This is a genomic window from Lentzea indica (genome assembly GCF_012184385.1).
GTDB lineage: Bacteria > Actinomycetota > Actinomycetes > Mycobacteriales > Pseudonocardiaceae > Lentzea > Lentzea indica.
In genome coordinates this window covers 1-2,042 of sequence record NZ_VSRL01000508.1, presented here as the reverse complement: position 1 = coordinate 2,042, position 2,042 = coordinate 1, and the positions used below count along the sequence as shown (strand labels likewise).

Below are 2,042 nucleotides of genomic sequence, written 5' to 3'. Positions count from 1 at the left end.
CCAGCTCCAGCGCCGTCGTGACGGTCGCGAGGCAGGCCGCCGCCGTGCCCCGGTGCTGACCGAGGCCGAATTCCTGGCCCGCCGCGAGGCCGTGGCCCGCACGATGGTCGTCCGCGAGCGCGGCGACCGCACCCAGATCGGCGTGCTCGAGGACGGCGTGCTGGTCGAGCACTTCGTCACCTCGTCGGGCAGCGGCTCGATCGTGGGCAACGTCTACCTCGGCCGCGTCCAGAACGTGCTGCCGAGCATGGAAGCCGCGTTCATCGACATCGGCCGCGGCCGCAACGCCGTGCTGTACGCCGGTGAGGTCGACTGGGACGCCGCCGGTCTCGAGGGCAAGTCCCGCAAGATCGAGCAGGCGCTTTCGAGCGGTGACAGCGTGCTCGTCCAGGTCACCAAGGACCCGGTCGGCCACAAGGGCGCGCGGCTCACGACCCAGATCAGCCTGCCGGGCCGCTTCCTGGTCTACGTGCCCGGCGGCGGTGCCACGGGCATCAGCCGCAAGCTCCCGGACAACGAGCGCAAGCGCCTCAAGGACATCCTCAAGCGGGTCGTCCCCGAGGACGCCGGCGTGATCATCCGCACCGCCTCGGAGGGCATCTCCGAGGAGGAGCTGGCGCGCGACGTCACGCGTCTGCAGGCGCAGTGGAAGGTCATCAAGGAGAAGTCCGAGAGCACCTCCACCAAGGCGCCGACGCTGCTCTACGAAGAGCCGGACCTGCTGGTGAAGGTCGTCCGCGACCTGTTCACGGAGGACTTCGCCCAGCTCGTCGTCCAGGGCGACGAGGCGTGGGACGTCATCGACGGCTACGTCCGTCACGTGGCGCCGGACCTGCAGGACCGCCTGAAGAAGCACGTCGGCAACAACGACGCGTTCGTCGAGTACCGCATCGACGAGCAGCTGATGAAGGCGCTGGACCGCAAGGTCTGGCTGCCGTCGGGTGGCTACCTGATCATCGACCGCACCGAGGCGATGACGGTCATCGACGTCAACACCGGCAAGTTCACCGGATCGGGCGGAAACCTTGAGGAGACCGTCACCAGGAACAACCTGGAGTCGGCCGAGGAGATCGTCCGCCAGCTCCGGCTGCGCGACATCGGCGGCATCATCGTCATCGACTTCATCGACATGGTCCTGGAGTCGAACCGCGACCTGGTGCTGCGCCGCCTGACCGAGTGCCTCGGCCGCGACCGCACGCGTCACCAGGTCGCCGAGGTCACCTCGCTGGGTCTCGTGCAGATGACCCGCAAGCGGGTCGGCACCGGTCTGCTGGAGGCGTTCAGCCAGACGTGTGAGCACTGCCGCGGACGTGGCGTCGTCGTGTCCACCGAGCCGGTGCACTCGTACGGTGGTGGCAACGGCGGTGGCCAGCAGCAGCAGCCGCAGAGCGGTGGCCGCAAGTCGCGCCGCAACAAGGGCGGTTCCGAGCAGGTCGCCGAGGCCGCTGTCGAGGCGCTGGTCGAGACCGAGCCCGAGGCCGTCGAGCCTGCCGAGCCCGTCGTCGTCGAGCCGGCCGAGCCCGAGGACCTCTCCGAGGACGTGGTGGCCACCGACCAGGAGCACGAGGGTCACGGCGGGCGTCGTCGTCGCCGTCGTCGCCGCGACAAGGAGCCGCAGGCGGTCGTCGACGCGGTCGTGGTCGAGGAGCAGGAGCTCAACGGTCACGTGCCGCACGACGTCGCAGAGGACCCCGCGCCGGTCGAGATCGAGCCCGTGGTCGAGCCCGCCGCCGAAGCCGAGCCCGAGGTGATCGAGGAGACGGCGGAGGAGCTCGTCGAACCGGTCGCCGAACAGGCTCCGGAAGAGGTCGTCGAGAAGCCCGCTGTGACCGTGACGGGACGCATCGGGTCGCAGCTGCCCAAGCCGGAGGCTGAGCCCGCGCAGGAGCCCGTCGCGGTCCAGGAGCCGGTCTCGGCACCTGAGCCCGTCGCACAGGCCCCTGCTTGATTTGCAGTCGATGCGCGCCACCGGATCGTCGTCAGCGTGGACCATCCATCTGCCGTGCCGGAGAACGCGGGAGATCCGGGCGGTTCCCTCGCCT

General features: G+C 69.8%; 1 protein-coding gene. It reads left to right on the top strand.

Going from position 1 to position 2,042, the window contains the following annotated elements:
- Nucleotides 1-1,948, top strand: a 1,948-nt coding sequence (locus tag FXN61_RS49095; protein WP_167980593.1) for an Rne/Rng family ribonuclease, incomplete at its 5' end; no start/stop codon positions are given.
- Nucleotides 1,949-2,042: the final 94 nt, after the last annotated feature.